15 protein-coding genes are annotated in these 16,675 nt (G+C 56.1%); 10 read left to right on the top strand and 5 right to left on the bottom strand.

Annotated features, from left to right (window positions below; all coding sequences use genetic code 11):
* Position 1: 1 nt before the first annotated feature.
* From DBAC_RS11215 to DBAC_RS11190, 5 genes are all read left to right on the top strand, one after another.
* Positions 2–559: a 4Fe-4S dicluster domain-containing protein gene (locus DBAC_RS11215; RefSeq protein ID WP_015774412.1), complete on the top strand. Its 558-nt coding sequence runs from the start codon at positions 2–4 to the stop codon at positions 557–559.
* 11 nt (positions 560–570) lie between these two features.
* A complete protein-coding gene (locus DBAC_RS11210; RefSeq protein ID WP_323740352.1) occupies positions 571–1,359 on the top strand; it encodes a dimethyl sulfoxide reductase anchor subunit family protein in 789 nt (262 codons plus the stop codon).
* Positions 1,360–1,822: 463 nt separating this feature from the next.
* Positions 1,823–2,455 (top strand): hypothetical protein, encoded by a 633-nt coding sequence (locus DBAC_RS11200; protein ID WP_167320937.1) that lies wholly within the window; start codon positions 1,823–1,825, stop codon positions 2,453–2,455.
* Positions 2,452–3,945 carry an ATPase domain-containing protein gene (locus tag DBAC_RS11195; protein WP_015774409.1) on the top strand — a complete coding sequence of 498 codons (1,494 nt, stop codon included), beginning with the start codon at positions 2,452–2,454 and terminating at the stop codon, positions 3,943–3,945. Before DBAC_RS11200 ends, DBAC_RS11195 begins: the two co-directional genes overlap by 4 nt.
* A 131-nt stretch (positions 3,946–4,076) precedes the next feature.
* Positions 4,077–5,609: a putative bifunctional diguanylate cyclase/phosphodiesterase gene (locus DBAC_RS11190; protein ID WP_167320936.1), complete on the top strand. Its 1,533-nt coding sequence runs from the start codon at positions 4,077–4,079 to the stop codon at positions 5,607–5,609.
* Positions 5,610–5,809: 200 nt separating this feature from the next.
* On the opposite strand, the gene DBAC_RS19075 is transcribed toward DBAC_RS11190, so the two are convergent.
* Complete coding sequence (locus DBAC_RS19075; protein WP_143890911.1) at positions 5,810–6,190, bottom strand: hypothetical protein; 381 nt, start codon at positions 6,188–6,190, stop codon at positions 5,810–5,812.
* A 70-nt stretch (positions 6,191–6,260) separates the two neighbouring features.
* Between DBAC_RS19075 and DBAC_RS11185 the strand changes: the two genes are divergently transcribed.
* The 3 genes from DBAC_RS11185 to DBAC_RS11175 all read left to right on the top strand — a co-directional run bounded on the left by DBAC_RS11185 (position 6,261) and on the right by DBAC_RS11175 (position 8,165).
* Positions 6,261–6,611, top strand: coding sequence for a PilZ domain-containing protein (locus DBAC_RS11185; RefSeq protein ID WP_015774407.1), 351 nt, complete (start codon positions 6,261–6,263; stop codon positions 6,609–6,611).
* A gap of 256 nt (positions 6,612–6,867) precedes the next feature.
* Positions 6,868–7,647, top strand: a complete 780-nt coding sequence (locus DBAC_RS17955) for a THxN family PEP-CTERM protein (RefSeq protein WP_015774406.1) — start codon at positions 6,868–6,870, stop codon at positions 7,645–7,647.
* A gap of 206 nt (positions 7,648–7,853) precedes the next feature.
* Positions 7,854–8,165 (top strand): hypothetical protein, encoded by a 312-nt coding sequence (locus DBAC_RS11175; RefSeq protein WP_015774405.1) that lies wholly within the window; start codon positions 7,854–7,856, stop codon positions 8,163–8,165.
* A 40-nt stretch (positions 8,166–8,205) separates the two neighbouring features.
* On the opposite strand, the gene DBAC_RS11170 is transcribed toward DBAC_RS11175, so the two are convergent.
* Positions 8,206–8,892 (bottom strand): CAAX prenyl protease-related protein, encoded by a 687-nt coding sequence (locus tag DBAC_RS11170; RefSeq protein WP_015774404.1) that lies wholly within the window; start codon positions 8,890–8,892, stop codon positions 8,206–8,208.
* Between the two features lie 290 nt (positions 8,893–9,182).
* On the opposite strand from DBAC_RS11170, the gene DBAC_RS11165 reads away from it, so the two are divergent.
* Both DBAC_RS11165 and DBAC_RS11160 read left to right on the top strand, forming a co-directional pair.
* The gene (locus tag DBAC_RS11165) at positions 9,183–10,094 is read left to right on the top strand and encodes a PEP-CTERM sorting domain-containing protein (protein WP_015774403.1); all 912 of its coding nucleotides are present in this window, start codon (positions 9,183–9,185) and stop codon (positions 10,092–10,094) included.
* Between the two features lie 334 nt (positions 10,095–10,428).
* The gene (locus DBAC_RS11160) at positions 10,429–11,220 is read left to right on the top strand and encodes a THxN family PEP-CTERM protein (protein ID WP_015774402.1); all 792 of its coding nucleotides are present in this window, start codon (positions 10,429–10,431) and stop codon (positions 11,218–11,220) included.
* A gap of 92 nt (positions 11,221–11,312) precedes the next feature.
* Here DBAC_RS11160 and DBAC_RS11155 read toward each other — a convergent pair whose 3' ends face one another.
* The 3 genes from DBAC_RS11155 to DBAC_RS11145 form a co-directional block, all read right to left on the bottom strand.
* The gene (locus DBAC_RS11155) at positions 11,313–13,352 is read right to left on the bottom strand and encodes a ThiF family adenylyltransferase (protein ID WP_015774401.1); all 2,040 of its coding nucleotides are present in this window, start codon (positions 13,350–13,352) and stop codon (positions 11,313–11,315) included.
* An 85-nt stretch (positions 13,353–13,437) separates the two neighbouring features.
* Positions 13,438–15,705 carry an efflux RND transporter permease subunit gene (locus DBAC_RS11150; protein ID WP_015774400.1) on the bottom strand — a complete coding sequence of 756 codons (2,268 nt, stop codon included), beginning with the start codon at positions 15,703–15,705 and terminating at the stop codon, positions 13,438–13,440.
* A complete protein-coding gene (locus tag DBAC_RS11145; protein WP_015774399.1) occupies positions 15,702–16,601 on the bottom strand; it encodes an N-acyl amino acid synthase FeeM domain-containing protein in 900 nt (299 codons plus the stop codon). Before DBAC_RS11145 ends, DBAC_RS11150 begins: the two co-directional genes overlap by 4 nt.
* Positions 16,602–16,675 lie beyond the last annotated feature (74 nt).

The following is a 16,675-nucleotide window of genomic DNA, read 5'->3' as shown; positions in this document are numbered from 1 at the left end:
AATGAAGAAACAATATGCTTTTTTAGTGGATTCGGAGCGATGCATCGGCTGCTTCACCTGCGCCATGGCCTGCCGCAACTATTACCAGCAGGAAAAGGGCGTTGTATGGAGGCATGTCTACCCGCTCAACGAAGAAATATATCCGCATCGGGAACGGGCTTTCTTTTCGCTGGCCTGCAACCATTGCGAAAATCCGACCTGCCTCAACGTGTGTCCGGTGGAAGCCTACACCAAGCGCGAGGACGGGGTTGTCGTCCACCATCAGGAGAAGTGCATCGGCTGCGGAAACTGCATCCGCTCGTGCCCCTACGGTGCCCCGGTGTACAACCCGGTGGAGAAGCGCGCCGAGAAATGCAGCTTCTGTCACGAGCGCCTTGACGCGGGGTTGCTCCCGGCCTGCGTGCAAAGCTGCCCCACGGAGGCGCTGAAACTTGTGGATCTGGCGACTCTTGAGCCCGGGAACCATGTCCAGTTTCCTCCCGGATTCCCGAAAAACGACAAGGTGAACCCCTCCACCCGGTTCATCCTGCCCAAAGTTCCGACAATGGTAAGGAGGTAGGCATGCAATCCATGGAATTACCACTGGTCCTGTTCACGGTGCTCTCGCAGGCCGCCATCGGCCTCGTCCTCATGAATGCCGTGCGTCAGTGTCGTTGCGCAGGCCCCGGCGAGGGCAACGTCCGCATGGAATGGACGCTGATCGCGGCCTTCATGGGGGTGGGCATCGCGGCGTCTCTCTTCCATCTCGGCCATCCTCTTGAATCATATCGGGCGCTTGTACATCTTGAAAAGGCATGGCTCAGCCGCGAGGTGCTTGCGGCGGGGATCTTTTTCGCCTTGGCTGTGTTCGCCGCAATCACGGCACGGGGAAAAGGTTCGCCTGTGCTGATGTGGGCGTCGATCCTGGCCGGGCTGTCGGTGCTTCTGGCCTCGGGCATGACCTATGCCCCGCCCGCGCTGCCGGCGGTGAACAACGCCCTGCCCACGGTCTTCTTCCTCATCTCCGCCGTGGTCCTGGGTGCCGGGTTCGCAAGCTGGTTCGCCGGGGCGGAGAATCAGCCGCTGCTGGCGCGCATATTCGTAACGGCCCTCGTGGTCGGTCTGGTCGTGCGTCTTACCGTGCCCTGCGCCTGGCTCTCCGGTTCGGAAGTCATGCGCCAGACGGGCCTGGCCTGGCTTGGCGCCCCGCTGTACTGGGTCCATGTCGCGCTCATGGCGGCGTGTCTGGGCGTTCTCTGGAAAAACCGGACAATTCCGGTCTGGCTCCCCATTCTGGCTCTGGCCGCCGAACTGGCGGGCCGGGCGGTGTTCTTTTCCGAAACCATCCATACAGCCATGAATATCGGCGGCGTGTACTGATCCATTGCCACGCGGGTGCGGAGCTTACGGCTGCGCACCCGCGATATATACGCTGGGCTCCCCTCCGGCCTGACCCGTCATATATCCCGGTTGCGGTGTATGCGACGGATTTCGTTGCAATTTCTTTTCGTCTGCTCCCCTCCGGCGTTTGTATTTCCCCTATATAATCAGTTTGATGTGAAACACTCTTCGCAGGATCGTCTTGGCGCGATCGTTGCTTAGTTGATGTGCTGAGCAGGATCGCTTTTTGGCGTTTGCGTGCTCGCTCTCGTGATAAAAATCGACACATATCCGAACATGGAGAACCGATGTTATTGCAGAAAACCAGTAAGCGGCAGGGTATTTTTAATAACATTTTGAGGTCTGGAGATATTGAAAAATTGCATTCGCTCAAATTTGATTTTTTGCAGCACGACCAAAGGTGGCGGATTGCCCCGCGCAGTAGGGAATTTGGCAGGATCGGATGGCCGTGGCTTTGGATTCTTGGGATTTCAATCTTGATCTATATGGCGATCTCTGTCCTGCGAAGCCACGCCTGATGCAGTTTTGTCCTGGTTCGACTTTCAGAGTGCCGTCATACGATACAATTTTATGGCGTGCCGACGAATCGCGCATGTCCACACACAAAGCCAGGTGTCAGGTTTCAGGAGTCATTCCGATGGCAATCACAGATCGCGACCTCTGCCGTGAAGCGATACGAAGAACGCTGAGGCACCGCGCCGGCGATTCCCCCGACGCGCTGGCCATCGCCAAGGCGACGTCCGAGACATGGCTGCTGATGTCCGCTCAGTTGACGCCTGTGATTGGCGGCAATGGTGTTGAAGCCATTCTCAAACGATCTGTGCATCTGACGAGTGTCGTCTTCCCTTGGATGACAATTCCGGATGCGCAGATGGACATTGACTCTCTTCCGGTGCGAATCAACGCGCTTTTGGCCGGGCGCGAACCGGTCGCGGCGGCGCAGGCAAGCAGTTCGCTACTGATAACGTTCACTGAATTACTCGCCACCTTGATTGGAAATTCCCTGACTAGGCGCCTTCTGGATCCGGTCTGGATTACCGCGCCTGATGTGGTGGAGCAGGAGAAGACATCATGAACCGAAAAGTTAGCATAGCCCGCCTCGCCACCGGCGTTCCCGGGCTTGATGCGATCCTTGGCGGCGGGATCCCGGATCTCTCGTTCAATCTCATTTTGGGGGCTCCGGGCTGCGGCAAGACCACGCTTGCGCATCAGCTCATGTTCGCCATGGCGACACGTGAGCGGCCTGCGCTCTTTTTTACCGTGCTCGGCGAATCGCCCATGAAGATGCTCCGTTACCAGCAGCAGTTTTCGTTTTTCGATCAGGACAAGATCAGCGGGGCGATTCGCTTCGTCAGCCTGGGCGATGACGTCGCCACGGGGACATTTACCGAGGTTTTGAAGCGGATCACGCATGAGGTCGAGACCACCGCTCCGGCGCTGGTCTTCGTCGATTCGTTCCGCTCGATCATGCTGGAGGCGCAGCGTCAGTCCGACGGATCGATCAGCCAGCAGCAATTCATCCAGCAGCTGGGTATGCAACTCATGGGATGGGAGACAACAACCTTTCTGATTGGTGAATATTCTTCAAAGACAGGTCCACCGCCGATTTTCACCATGGCCGACGGGCTCATATCGCTTGAACAGAGCGTTTATCGGAACTCCATGGTGCGCAAGATTCAGATCATGAAAATGCGCGGCCAGGCCACCCGCCCCGGGGTGCATACGTTCCGCATCACGGGCGACGGGATCGTCGTCTTCCCTGCGGTGGAGGTTCGTGATGACGGCAACCTCGCGGCCACGCCCCGCCGCACGGATTCCACGGAAAAGCGTCTGTCCATGGGCGTGCCGCGTCTTGATGAGATGATGGGCGGGGGGTTGCCGTCCGGCTATTCGCTTCTTGTCGCCGGACCGTCCGGTTCTGGCAAGACCATCCTGGCCACGGCCTTTCTGGTGGAGGGGGTGCGGCTGGGCGAGCCAGGCGTGATTGTCGCCTTTGAGCAGACTCCGAGCCAGTCCCGAACGCGCACCATCGACGAACTGGTCCGGGCCGGGAGCATTGGTCTGATCAATACCCGTTCCCTCGATCTGTCCATGGACGAGGTCATTCAGCATCTCATAAACCTCATTCACAGCATGAAAGCGACACGTGTGGTGATCGATTCGCTGTCCGGATTCGAGCTCGCCGTGGCCCCGACCTTTCGCGAGGATTTTCGGGAGTCGCTGTTTCGCATGATCGCCGCGCTGTCCAATCTCGGGGTGACGGTGCTCATGACTTCGGAACTTGAAGACAGGTTCACGGATCTGCGTTTCAGCCCCTACGGGTCCGCATTTCTCACCGACGCCATTATCGTGCAGCGCTACATAGAGGTTAAGAGCCGCCTGAAGCGGGTCATGGCGGTCGTCAAGGTCCGCGCCAGCGCCCACAGCAATGCGCTGCGGGAATTTGAGATCAACGATGGCGGCATTGTCATCGGCGAGACTTTGTCCGAATATAGCGGGATTATGAGTGGAAGCCCGACGTTGACTACGGCTTTGGCCGCGAATGATCAGGACCGACGATGCTGAACAAAATTGGTTTGATGTACAGGCGTTATACGTCCAAACGACCGCTCAGGAGGCGTGCGTACACCTTGCCGTCGAGTTTTAAGGCCCTGCAAACGCTTCCGGGAAGCAAACACGAGGCTGGCGAAAAGACCGTGCGAGAAGCAAGAACAGGCACTCATGACGAGGCGCTTTCCGACAGGCAAGAAGAAGTTTTGAAGGTGGTCAAGAAGGCGTTGCGGGTGCGCAAAAATGCCGAAAAGGTCAAGATCGATTCCTGTTCGGAAATGGAAACTACGCTCCGGGAAGCAAACGAGAAACTCGTCGTCGCCTCGGTCAATGCGCATATGATGACCGAGGCGGTCGAGCGGGTCTCGGTTCATTTGTCCTACATGGCCGAGCATGATCTGCTCACCGGATTGCCGAACCGGGCGCTTTTGACCGACCGTCTGGTGCAGTCGATCCTGCTCGCAAAGCGCCACGGCAACAAAGTGGCGCTGATGTTTCTGGACCTCGACCACTTCAAGCATATCAACGACTCCCTGGGGCATGGGATTGGCGATCAGTTGCTGCAATCCGTTGCAAAGCGTCTGCAGGCCAGCGTCCGTAATTCGGATACGGTCAGCCGTCACGGCGGTGACGAATTCGTGGTCCTGCTTCCGGAAGTCGAGGATGTGCAGAGCGCCGCCCACGCCGCTGAGAAACTGATTCACAGCGTGGGAGAGCCCCATTTCATTTCCGGACAAGAGCTCCGCGTCACCTTGAGCGTCGGCATCAGCATGTATCCGGATGACGGTGTCGACGCCGAAGCGCTGATGCGCAAGGCGGACATGGCGATGTATCAGGCCAAAAAGGCCGGTCGCAACAGCTACAAGATATTCACCCCGAGCATGAACCCGAGTTCCAGTTCAGCCATGCGCAAGTCCGCCGAGATGGCTCTGAAGCGCGCTCTCGACCACGGCGAATTCATCCTGCACTACCAACCGACGGTGAATCTGGAGACCGGCGTCATCACCGGCGCCGAGGTTCTGCTGCGCTGGGAGCGTTCCGATCATCAGCTCAACTTCCCGGCTCAGTTCCTCACCATTGCCGAGAGCTGCGGGCTCATTCTGCCGATTGGGCAGTGGGTGATCCGTGAGTCCTGCAGGCAGGCGCAGGCGTGGCTGCAGACGGGCTTCAACCTGAGCCGGATCGCGGTCAATGTCTCGGCGGTTGAATTCAGGGACAAGAATTTTTTGACTGGAGTTCGTGCCATCCTGCGCGAGACGGGACTGGATCCGCATTTTCTGCAGATTGAAATGAGCGAGAACGGCCTGTCGCGGGATGCGCAACAGGCTCTGCCTGCCTTGCATGCGCTCAAGAACCTTGGAGTGCAGATTGCCGTGGATAACTTCGGCACAGGGTATGCGAGTTTGAGTTTTTTACGGGAATTTCCGATCGGTACGGTCAAGATCGACAAGTCGTTCGTGCACAACATCGAGGCCAAATCAGGAAAGGCGGTGGCCTCCGCCCTGCTGGCGATGGCGCGGGGCTTTAATCATCAAATCGTGGCCGAAGGCATTGAAACGCAGACGCAGCATGCCTTCTTCAAAAAACATCACTGTGCCGAAGGACAAGGATACTACCTCGGTCGGCCAATGGCCACCGAAGCCTTCGCGGCACTCGCTTCTCAAAGAAATCCCTCGTAATCCCCCCCCAAAAAAAATCCCCCCCCCTGGTGGCTTATCAGGGAGGGGTATGCTCAACTCGTGATTTCGTTGCCAGGCGCCGCAATGAATGACGGGGTTGCGTCATCGTTAGCAAGGAGAGGCATCCGCCATTTGTCCGCGTTGCCGGCTATGTCACGAGTGTTTGCCGGAATCTGGAACTGTCTTTCACGATTGCCGTATCATGTTCTATGCCAAAAAGTGACTTCGCTGACCGCCATTCCCGCCGAGCGGAAACCAGGCGCGTCTGTGCGACCCTTTGGATGCTTGACGACGTCTTTTGAGGCCTTGGGCGCGGCGTGGAAGTCTCCAGAATTCAGTACCGACAGGGCTTCTCCGGCCCAGGCTTGTTGCGGCATGGCCTTGAACGGAAAAAGCGATGTCTCGCATGTAAATTTTTTCGACAATGCCGGGCGTGAAATCTTACAACTCTCCGAAATTTTTCTGATGTGCACAACTTCAGGGTGCGCAGGTATCATGTAATACGCAGCATGTCCGTGCCGATGCAGTTCGGACTTGCTGGTACGTTCGTTGCTAAATGTGATGGAAAATGTGTTCATCATCAAAATTTTCAATCAAGACTGGGCGCTGGATGCTTGATAATATGCAAAACGCCTCAAGGCAGGACAAACCATGTCGACGACAGAACAAAAAATCAGAAAATGGAAGCGTCACGCCTGCCTGTTTCCCTGCGGAATCATATGCGGGAAGAAAAAGGACACGATCGTATTGGGTCGAATCCTCAACATGAGCAGGCAAGGGTTCCTCATAGAGACGGATTGCGCGTTCAATGTCGGCGATGTCCTGTCGATTATCGCAAGCCCCGGAAGAGAAGTGGATGGCTATGATTTGAGTGACAGCTATCAGGGCCACGTCCGCTGGGGCCAGACCGACGAATCCTCGCTCATGGGCACGTATTCCGTTGGCGTGGAGCTTGCCGTTCCCATCGCTTCTCCGGAAGTGGACGCGCAGAGGTCGAACTGATCTTCGCAGCGAATCATGCAAAAGGGCTTTGCGCATGCGAAATTTTGGCCGGCACGCTCGAAGCGTCCGTGGACTTTTGGATTGTGTTTCCTGGCGTGTAAGTTTGCCCAGGAAGTATGTCGGAGAACTTTACACGGTATGTTTTTTCTGAAGATTTCTTGAAGAATAATATAGTGATATTGGATAGTTATATTTTGGCACGGTCGATGCATTGTTGTGAGAGAACGACATAATTATCTAACACTGGAGTACTACTGTGAAGAAAAAACTAGCAGCGACATGTCTGGCGGCGGCATTCATCTTTTCAGCAACATTTGCTTCCGCAGCTCTGGTGACACAGTGGTCGTATGTCAACGATGCTACTTTTGTCGATTGGAGCAACGAAGACGTTAATCAGGATTATATGGTGCTAAGCCCCGACGGCAGAACGTTGTCCTGGGGAGTGCCATCCGTTTTCTCTAAAACAGGACTGCAAAGTTCGCTTGTGATCGACGGGCCTGTCGCTGGAAACGATCTGATGACTTCGGGATCCGCTGTAGAGGTAGTGTCAATTACACACTTCAATTACTTGATGAGTTCAGCATTTCCTAATCTTGCGTATGGTAAGGTCGAGGCTAATGTTGAGTTTACGCCATTTTTGCCTGCGGGACTGCCTCTTCCTGCCGAAACAACTTATCTTGAGTTTCTGTTCTTCGAGACTCCAAACAGTAATGTCGCGACGCCCATGGATATCTTCGTTCTCACCGATCCGGGCGCAACCAGCGGCGCATTTAACTACGATGGCTACACATACAACTTCTCTTTCTTGAGCGACGGCTTCGGACTCCTCACTGGCGCGTATCATGATTACATTGTCAGTCAGCTCGGTGTGGACACAGACTATTACGGCTGGCTTGCAAACGAGGACGGCAGCACGTCGGCTCAGTTCTACCTGGGTATCTCGGTGGCTCCTGTCCCCGAGCCGGCCACCATGCTTCTTCTCGGCGCCGGCCTGCTTGGCCTGGGCTTGGCGGCGCGACGCAACAAGAAGAATTGATCACGCGCTTTCGATCACTAGGGAAAGGCCGGGGAGCATGAGCTGCCCGGCCTTTTTTGATTCCGTGTCCATGAGCGTGCTGTTCAAGGGACGCCGAGCCGGAAATATACCGACGTAACTGCAACTGTTCGTTGCTGATTGTGCATGATTGCATGCGAACCGGCGGTGTTTGTGGTGCCCGCGCATCCATGAGGGAGAATCGGCTGATGGAGATATTGCTGGCCATTGCCGCGATTCTTGTTTGTCAGGGCATGCAGGCCTTGGACGATTTCATGAGCCGGGTAGGGGCCGTCTCCCTGGCTCACGGGATGCTGCTCGGCTATGGTCAGATCTATGTGGCGAAAAGCATTGTTGAATGGGGCGGGTCGAGTCTTGGCTGGATGGTCGTTGTCCTGATCTGCATCGCGAGCGTGGCCGTGTCGCTGTACAAGATCCATCGCTTCGGAAGCCGCTGGGTCTTTGCCTTTAATTTTGGGGTGGTCGTCGGCCTTCTTTACGGCGGAATCTCGCTGACGTGAGGCGTGTCTTGCGGAGCCTGCCGAAAGGTTTTCTCACGATTTACCAAAACCACCATTTTTCCGTGTTCAGCACAAAGGCGGCCAGGGCCAGATTGGTCACTGCGTGGGACAGGACGCATTGCGCCAGACTCCTGGTTCTGTAGAGCAACCAGGAATAGGCCATGCCGGCCATGATTCCGGCTAGGATGAAATGGTGGGCCAAGCCGAAGAGCACGGCTCCGACCAGAAACGAAATCCAGGTGAACGTACCGAGCGGGACTTTGGCGAAATCCGGATTGATGACGTAGCGCAGAATGAAGGAACGCCAGAAGATTTCCTCCATGATCGGGACAACGAGCACGGCGCTGCCGATGCGGATGACGGTCATGACCCGGCGCAGGCCGGGGTCCGGAAAGATGCCCGGATTGAAGCCCGGCGGCTCGCTCAGCGCGCCGATAGTCCAGTCCATGTTGACCCACAGCGCAAAGACCACAAGCCCCAGCGCGATACTCATCACTGTCTGGCTGCTCCGGGCCAGGTCGGACCACCGCAGTTCCGTGTAGGCCCGGCGGCACAGGATGAGTGCGATGCCGGCAACCAGGGGTCTCAGCGGATAAAGCAGGGCGAAGGTGGAGTCCTGGATGCTGACCCAGGCTTTGTCATCCATGAAACGCAATCCTTCCTCTAGACCGATGACGGCCATGAAGAGGGCAAAAGGCAATATGCGCGGCCAGGCGTTGTCGTTCATTGTCTGGCTGTTAAACTAAAAGTGTGCCTGTTTGCAACGTTCCGTTGCGAGTTGAAAACGATTTTGCTGCTCCTCGAATCTGGTGGTTGTGCCGGAGCGTTTCATTGGGGCAAGCGTTGGTCGATACTTGGAAAGTAAAGCAACGCGTTGTCGGATAATCTTACATTACTTGAGCGTGTATTTACAATAAATTGAATGATTAACGGATGGTGCGTCTTGGCATTTTTCCTGCTCCACAGGATTGATAGTCAAAGGACGTCACAGAGAGAAAACAACCGGAGGGAATGATTATGAAATCGCTTGTCAAGGGCAGTCTTTGCACGACAGTGCTGGTGTTTTTATTGGCTTCGCCGTCATGGGCAAGTATTTGGTTGCCGGAGCCGGTCTTTCCTAATGCGATGCCGTACGACGAATATTATTCCTATTCCACAAGCATATTGCAGCAACTTTATCCAGGAGGATTTTCCGATTATCCATCAAATCAGGGTTCGCTAAAAGATGAGCTCAAAATATGGTGGGGTGATAGCGAGAGTGCCGATAAGGCTGCTGGAGACAATTTGGACATCAGGGGCGGATATGACTTTCCTGATCCGTTGTCATTTCCGAACGCAGGTTCGACTACGGAATTTAACACTGATTTGCTTATCACTTGGGAAGTATCCGTAGATTTGCTTTACGATTTTCTGCAAAGCGAATTCGAAAATTCAAATATACCTGTTTTTGCTTTCGATATTAATCAGATAGGCAACCAGCCCAACATGCTTGGCAATGGGTATGTCGCGATTGTCGATGAACTCGGTGCCGTTGTCCCGTATGCACCAGATGCTTTCGGTCTTGCAGAATGGGCTTTTGACAGTTCTCCTAATGGAGAGTTTGACGAGGAAGCACTTGTCGAGGTGCCGAACACCCGCACTGTGGAGTTCATGGGCGTGGAATATTCGTTCGATACAACCGGAACAAACGACGTGGACTTTCTTGTCTATGCTCCGACAATGGACCTGTCCCAGTTTATTGGTCAGGGCCTTTTCTTCACGGCTACATTCCAGTATCAGCTTTTGAGCGATGGTTTTGAAGATTTCTTCATTCTGGGTTACAGAAGCGAGAATCCTCCTCCGCCTCCAGTGCCTGAACCGGCCACCGTGGCTCTGCTCGGACTCGGCATGGCGGCTTTGGCCTTCACAGGCCGTAAGCTGCGCAAATAAAACAAGCCGTTCTCGGTAAAAAAGACTCGGAACATCCCAAGGATGTTTCGAGTCTTTTTATTTATCATGCAGAAATTATGTATGATTTTTGATTTGTCCCGATATGGGACTCGTTTACCGCAGGGCAGGATCACACCGCGTTGGCGACTCCGAGACGAGGGGCATTCCTTGTCTGTAAATTTTAACTGGAAGAAAGTCGGCAGACCTTACATTTTTTGAGTTCCTGTTATTATGTCTGTGCTTAACTGTCTGGTATCATGAATTTAAATATTGGCATGGACCATGCTTATACCCTGTCACCACAAGATAATTATTTTAACATTGGAGGATTACCATGAGGAAGAATTTCGTTGTAACATGTCTTTTGGCTGTGGCGTTTCTTTTCTCGGCGACATTCGCCTCCGCTGCCTTGGTGACTCAGTGGTCGTATACCAATGACGCGAATTTCGTTGATTGGCTTAACGATGAAGGCAACCAGGACGAAATGAGCGTAAGCGCGGATTTGAATACCCTGTATTGGGGCGTTCCGTCCGACTTCAGTGAAACCGGGCTTCAAAGCTCGCTTGAGCTTTTCGCTCCTGTCAGCGGTGATGACCTGATGACTGGCTGGCTGGAGTTAGGACCTGCGGTACCTGTTACTTCAATTACACATTATAACCACGTTCTTTCTTCCCTGTATCCAACCCTTGCATATGGAAAGGTTGCGGCTACCATTCAGTTTACGCCTTTTGTTCCTGCTGGACCGCAACAGCCTATCGACACCGCCTTTCTGGAGTTTTTGTTCTTTGAAACTCCGAATGATGATGTGACGCCAATGGATATCTTTATCCTCATCGACCCAGGTCTGACCGAGGGCACGTTCAACTATGACGGCTATAAGTATGACTTTGCTTTCAATAGCGATGGTTTCGGGCTCATCACTGGCGCTTATCATGATTTCATTGTCGGCAAGTTGGGAATTGACACAGAGTATTTTGGCTGGCTTGCAAGTGAAGACGGCGACAACTCGGCTCAGTTCAACCTGAGCATCATGGCCTCGCCTGTTCCCGAACCTGCCACCATGCTTCTTCTCGGTGCCGGCCTGCTCGGCCTTGGCATAGCGGTACGTCGCAACAAGAAGAACTGATCAGATTGATCTCGTCAAATGAAGGCCGGGAAGCGCATGCTTCCCGGCCATTTTTCGTTTATGTGGTCCTCTTTCCCGGGAGCAACGGCGGGTTATTTCATCAGAAAGTCGCCAGCACCCCGCCGCAAGGTGCGGTGACGGATTCCGGGGCCGTAGCCTGCGCGAAAGAGCATGACCAGACCTTGCTTTTCAAAATCAACGGAAGCGAACAACCCTTTCAAATCCTGCCAGACCCGTTCCAGTAATTTGCGGTGTTTTTCGGAAAAACTTGACGGCCCTTCCCACAGCCAGCGCAGCCAGAAGAGGGTCACGGCGGTCATGGGCTGCATTTGCAGGCCATGGTGCTCCATTGCCAGCCAGATGCGCTGCAAGGCCTGGCCTCCGAGCATAAAATCCCGTGTTTCGAACCCATCGACCACAACCATCCCGGCAGCTCCGCTCTCCAGGATGCCCTGGGCCGAGTGCAAGGCCACCAAACGGCCGAGGCCGATGCCGTTGGCGACACGCATTGCGGGCCACGGCTTGGTCAGGCGCAGGAATGCCTCCCCCGCCAATCCGGCTTCCAGGTTTTTGAGAGGCAGCCCATCGCGTCGCTGCTCGGCCTCCTTCATGTTGAAGCGGATCATGGATGTGAAATGCTCGTGCAAGCCCTGATGCTCGGTGCGGATCCTGTCGGCCAGGTAGATGACCTTGGCAAGCTTGCGGAGTTGAGCGCGGCCGGTCAAAAGGTGGAGGTGCGCTTCGGGCATGCTGCGGATGCGGGTTTTGAGGTCGTTGTGCACCCACTCCGGCAGAGGCCGCTTGCTGTACGGGCGGCGGTTGGTGCAGCGCGTCCAGATGTGCCGGGCCAGCGGGTCTGCTGTGTGATCGCCTGGCTGAATGCGCACGGTGGCCAGCAGATTTTCTTGCGCGGCATCCGGCCGGATTTGCGTGGTCGCATCCATGCCCATGGTTGTGGCGGCCAGGCGGATGTTTTCCATTGCTGCCCCGCAGGCGATGATGGAGGCGGTCTGGCGGACATTGAAAAAGGACACGTCGGCTTCCGGATCCAGAAAAACGTGGATGTCGTTGCCTGCCAGACGGAACTGCCAGGGTTGGACATTATCCCCGGAAGGAGCTTGAACTGCGGCCTGCAGCAGATAGGTGCCGACACCCTGGGGCAGGGAATCGAAATGTGCGACGCTTACAACAGGTGGGTCCGGTATGCGCACCCGAGCCTGGTCGGTAGCCTTGATCAGCACGTTTTGCACGTACCAGAGTTTGGCGCGCTGGCTGAAGGTGCGATTGCCCCGGCTCAGGCGTCCTTTGCGGAGCACCTGGCGGAAGGGGTCGAACTGCAGGAAGCAGGGCGCGGGCCTGAGCCCAGGCTTGCCAAGAATGATGCGCACGGCCTCGGTGGCGGCAAGAGACGAGCACAGTTGGCAGGCGATGTTCAGGGACGGGCCTTTGCCGCCCTTGAGGTCCACGCGTGACAGGTCCATGTATCCGATATGTGTCGGTCTGGGGGCCAGCCCCATGGCGAAGCGCAGGTATTTCTGCTCTTCCGGCAGTTTTCCGCCCACATCGAAATAGTCGTCAAAGCCCATGCCTTGCGGGGTGAAGACCAGCAGGGCCGAGCTGTATCCCAGCGGCCCGGCCGTGATCACGGGCACGCCCATGGACCGGGCCATGTTGAAGAGCGTCCGCCTGATTTCGAACTGGAAGAAATCCAGTCCGTCCAGGACCACGTCCACATCCGTCAGAAAGGCTTCCATGTTGTCCGCAGTCAGCCCTGCGGGATAGGGGGTGATATCCAGGAACGGGTTGATGCTGTGCGCCTCTTCGATCATGACCGCAAGCTTGGGGCGACCGAAGGAAGGAACCTTGGCCCCGAACTGGCGGTTCACGTTGACCGGCTCAAACTGGTCGAAGTCGGCCAGATGGAAGCGGCCGATTCCGGTGCGTACAAGATTGATCAAATGTACTCCGCCCACTCCGCCCATACCCGGAATCGCGACCCTGGCCTCGGCCAGCCGCTCCTGCTCGCCCGGCGAAAACAGCCCGATGTTGCGGGAAAAGGCGGCTTCGCGGTATGCCGCCGCGCTGGAAATGCCCAGGGTCTGTAGCGTTGCCAGGTGTTCATCTCGTTTCATGCTTGATCCTCTTTTTCCTTAAGGAGATGCCCCCGGGATGCGGGGCGTCTCCGGCGTGTTTGCTGGGCGGCTTGCTCCTGCCTTGTCACGCGCTCTTGCCGTCAAAGGAAAGCATGGCCGCCGGCAGAACGATCAGGTCGCCTATCAAGGCCGTGATCATGATCACGGCGCTTAAGCCCCCGAAGCTCATGGTAGGCACGAAGCTGCTGAAAAGAAGCACGCCGAAGCCGATGACCAGGATCAGCGACGAGGCGGTAATGGCCGTACCCTTTTCCAGGATGGATTGTTGAAGAGCCTCCCGCATGGGCAGGTTCTCGGCGCGTTTTCGATTGTACTCGGTCAAGAAATGGATGGTGTCGTCCACGGCGATGCCCAAGGCTACCACGGAGATCAGGGCCGTGGAGGTGTTCAGGGGGATGCCGAGCAGGCCCATGATCCCGAAGTTGAGAATGATCGGAAATGCATTAGGGATCAGGCTTAAGGCCCCTGTGACAAGCGAGCGCAGGGCCAGGAACATGATGAACGTGATCACGGCGGCGGCCAGGGCCAGACTTTCCACCTGTCCCTGGACCAGGGCGTCGATGGTGTTCACGTCCTGTACGGCCCGGCCGGTGACCCGGATTTGCAGGCCATCGTGTTCGTGCTGGTCGATGAAGGCGCGCAGGGAGTCAATGAGTTCGGCCTGGCCTGCGGAGCTGTGCTCGGAGATGCGGATCAGGATGCGGGCCTGATCGTATTCCGGGGTGATGAATTCATCCATGTCGTCGGAGTCGTAGAGCAGCAGATACTGGGACACCAGTTCCCGGCTTACGGGGATGACGTAGAAATCCGGATCCTCGTTGTGAAAGGACATGTTCATGTCTTTCAAAAAGTCCACGAAGGACATGGTTCGGTCGACGCCCGGCAGGGTCAGGGCGAAGGTTTGCAGCCTGTCGATCACGGCCAGCTTGTCCGGGTCGCGCAAGGCATCCCGCTCCCCGGCTTTGACGGAAATGTCCACCGTGCCGACCCCGCTCAGGCGGGGTTCGATGTAGGAAAGCTCCTGGCGCAGGGGACTTGAAGGCTTGAAGTACTCCAGCAGGTTGGTCTCGACCCGGATCGTCGAGGCCGCCCACAAAGCGCCCAGGGTCAGGAACGCGATGAAGATGGTTATGGGGCGGGCGTGGGTCTGCACCAACGTGGAGAGGCGGCCCAGAAAGGCGCCCATGCCGATGTCCTTGCGCTGGTGTGTGTATATGGCGTCGGGCCTGCACATGAGCATGAGCGGCGGCAGCAGCAGGAAGGAGAACAGAAATTCGAAGATCATGCCCGCCGAAGCCACGTATCCAAATTCCTTGATCGGCGGAATGTCGCTCACGACAAGGGAGATGAAGCCCACGGCCGTAGTCAGGCTGGTCAGAAAGCAGGGGGTTATGACCCGATGCAGGATGCTCTCCATGGCCTTGGCGGGTGATGGGGCATCATCCAGCAGTTTTTTATCCAGATGGGCGAAAATGTGTACGGAATCGGCCAGAGCCAGGGCCATGACCAGGGGCGGTACAACGGTGGTCACGTTGTTCAGCGTGATGCCGAGCAGGGGGAAGAGACCCATGGTCGCCCCCGTGCACATGGAGATGTTGGCCAGGGCCAGCAGGGTCAGACGCACGTTGCGGAAAAAGAGCCAGATGGTCAGGGTGATGAACAGGTAGGTCACCGGAATGAACACGGCCACATCCGACTTCATGTACTGGCTGAGGCTGAAGTTGGTCATGGTCCAGCCGGCCAGGTGAAACCGGCCGGCGAGCGCTTCATGTTTGGCGAGCACCGTTTCGGTCTGTTCGATGAGCCTCTTGCGAAAGCTTCCGTCCCCTGCCTCGTGCGCTGTGGGAAAGACCACCAGGGCAGTGGTCTCCCCGTCGGCGGAGACGAGGTTGCCGACATACAGCGGGTTGCCCAGCGCCTGCTTCCGCAGGACGGCCAGTCCCGGAGCATCTTCCGGAATGCGCTCCAGGAAGGGGCGGACTTCGAAATATTCCTCTTCGCCGTGGATGTAGTCCACATTGGCCAGGCTTTGTACTTCCCGGACTTCGGGGATGGTTTCGAGTTCCTGCGTGATGGCCGCGATCATGCGCAAGATGGGGGGCGTGAAAAGTTCAGGATTTGAAAAGGCGATCACGAAGAATTCGTCTTCTCCGAAGGTGTCCTTGATGCTTTGGTAAAAGGCGACGTCCGGATCGTCCTCGACGGTGAAATAATCCACATTGTCCACGGTCTGGATGCGGGGAAGCTGGATCAGGAACGGGGCGGCCAGGCACAGGGACAGCACGAGGCAGAGTATGGGGAAGCGGGTGACCAGGCTGGCGAGGTGCTTCATGGATGATCCGTGCGCATGGTGGATGCGGGGATGCTTTTGAGGAAGGGATAGAGCCGCGTCAGATGCTCCATTTGGCGCGGGGACAGCTTTTCGCAGAGTTCCTGCCGGGTGTTGAAAAAGAACCGCGCGTCCTCTTCGCTCATGGGGGGCCTTTTGTCATAGAACGTCCACCCGTTGTTCAATTCCACCAAGGTGCTTTTCATTTTGTAGAAGAATTCATGGATATTGTCATCCACGTCATAATCCTTGTATTTTTCCGACGCCTTGTCTTCGATATGCTCCATGTTGATGCGCAAGGCGACTGCCGGAGCGCCAACTCCCGGGTAAAAACGCTCTTCTCCGAAGTCTTCGAACAGGAACATTGTCTTGTAAAAATTGACATGCTTCGGGTTGACCATGATGCATATGTCGTCAATGTTGTTCATCATCGAATATTCAAACATCGTTTTTGACAGGAAGACCATGAGATTGCACCAGCGTGTCTCCCTGGGCGTTGCCAAGGCCGAAAGCTCGGTGATCTTTCTGCCCTGGGAACGCAACGCATCAAGCTCTGGCCGATACAGAGCGTCCATGGGCAAGCCGAAGAGTTCGCTGTCGAATATCTGGGTCAGGGTGGATATGACCGTGACATAGGTCCTGAAAATGAAGACGCACGTCGCCGGCAGGAGATTGTAGGCGCTTAAATGCATCCCCGAAGGGTGCGGCTCCGCGATGTATCCCGAGGCAAGGTACTCCCTGTAGACGAGGGCGAAGGACTGAGCCCACTCATCGCGGGCTTCCGCAATTTTGATGTTCGGTCGGTCTATTTCATCCAGCTTGGCCCTCAGCATGGCGGAACGGCGAAGTCTGACGGATCTTCGGCGATCCTGGCGCGTATTTTCGGAGAGATCGGTCATGGGTTCTCCATATTCGCGAGCACGGAAAAAAAGGAAAAGCCGACGCGGCTCGCGTCACGGCCCTGTTCGTTATC

The organism is Desulfomicrobium baculatum DSM 4028, assembly GCF_000023225.1.
Lineage (GTDB): Bacteria > Desulfobacterota > Desulfovibrionia > Desulfovibrionales > Desulfomicrobiaceae > Desulfomicrobium > Desulfomicrobium baculatum.
Note: the sequence above shows the minus strand (reverse complement) of the source record. Positions and strands in the feature narration are given on the sequence as shown.

Excerpts from the sequence above, each read along its gene's own strand:
- DBAC_RS11215 (WP_015774412.1), top strand. The coding sequence starts at position 2 with ATGAAGAAACAATATGCTTTTTTAGTGGATTCGGAGCGATGCATCGGC.
- DBAC_RS11210 (WP_323740352.1), top strand. The coding sequence starts at position 571 with ATGGAATTACCACTGGTCCTGTTCACGGTGCTCTCGCAGGCCGCCATC.
- DBAC_RS11200 (WP_167320937.1), top strand. The coding sequence starts at position 1,823 with ATGGCCGTGGCTTTGGATTCTTGGGATTTCAATCTTGATCTATATGGC.
- DBAC_RS11195 (WP_015774409.1), top strand. The coding sequence starts at position 2,452 with ATGAACCGAAAAGTTAGCATAGCCCGCCTCGCCACCGGCGTTCCCGGG.
- DBAC_RS19075 (WP_143890911.1), bottom strand. The coding sequence starts at position 6,190 with ATGATGAACACATTTTCCATCACATTTAGCAACGAACGTACCAGCAAG.
- DBAC_RS11185 (WP_015774407.1), top strand. The coding sequence starts at position 6,261 with ATGTCGACGACAGAACAAAAAATCAGAAAATGGAAGCGTCACGCCTGC.
- DBAC_RS11175 (WP_015774405.1), top strand. The coding sequence starts at position 7,854 with ATGGAGATATTGCTGGCCATTGCCGCGATTCTTGTTTGTCAGGGCATG.
- DBAC_RS11170 (WP_015774404.1), bottom strand. The coding sequence starts at position 8,892 with ATGAACGACAACGCCTGGCCGCGCATATTGCCTTTTGCCCTCTTCATG.
- DBAC_RS11165 (WP_015774403.1), top strand. The coding sequence starts at position 9,183 with ATGAAATCGCTTGTCAAGGGCAGTCTTTGCACGACAGTGCTGGTGTTT.
- DBAC_RS11160 (WP_015774402.1), top strand. The coding sequence starts at position 10,429 with ATGAGGAAGAATTTCGTTGTAACATGTCTTTTGGCTGTGGCGTTTCTT.
- DBAC_RS11155 (WP_015774401.1), bottom strand. The coding sequence starts at position 13,352 with ATGAAACGAGATGAACACCTGGCAACGCTACAGACCCTGGGCATTTCC.
- DBAC_RS11150 (WP_015774400.1), bottom strand. The coding sequence starts at position 15,705 with ATGAAGCACCTCGCCAGCCTGGTCACCCGCTTCCCCATACTCTGCCTC.
- DBAC_RS11145 (WP_015774399.1), bottom strand. The coding sequence starts at position 16,601 with ATGACCGATCTCTCCGAAAATACGCGCCAGGATCGCCGAAGATCCGTC.